The organism is Bradyrhizobium sp. NBAIM18 (assembly GCF_020193825.1).
GTDB lineage: Bacteria > Pseudomonadota > Alphaproteobacteria > Rhizobiales > Xanthobacteraceae > Bradyrhizobium > Bradyrhizobium yuanmingense.
The window spans coordinates 1-255 of the sequence record NZ_JADYVO010000086.1; the positions used below are offsets into that span (position 1 = coordinate 1).

The following is a 255-nucleotide window of genomic DNA, read 5'->3' on the forward strand; positions in this document are numbered from 1 at the left end:
ACCGATGGCCAGATGAACCTTCCTCTCTCAAGTCTTTTGGTAAACAGGCATGCTCCCTGGCCATCGTGCCAGATCATCTTCACAAGATCGCTGCGGCGACCACGGAAGACGAACAGATGACCGTTGAGCGGGTCTTTGTGCAGCACCTCCTGCACCTGGAGTGCCAACGACGGAAAGCCTCTGCGCATATCGGTGTAGCCTGTCGCGAGCCACACTCGCGCGCCGGTCGGAACCGGGATCATCGGCGCACCAGGG

General features: G+C 60.0%; 1 protein-coding gene. It reads right to left on the minus strand.

Translation table 11 applies throughout. From position 1 onward, the window contains the following. On the minus strand, positions 1 to 242 hold a 242-nt coding region (tnpB, locus tag I6F17_RS38015), incomplete at its 3' end, for an IS66 family insertion sequence element accessory protein TnpB (protein WP_225132198.1). Positions 243 to 255: the final 13 nt, after the last annotated feature.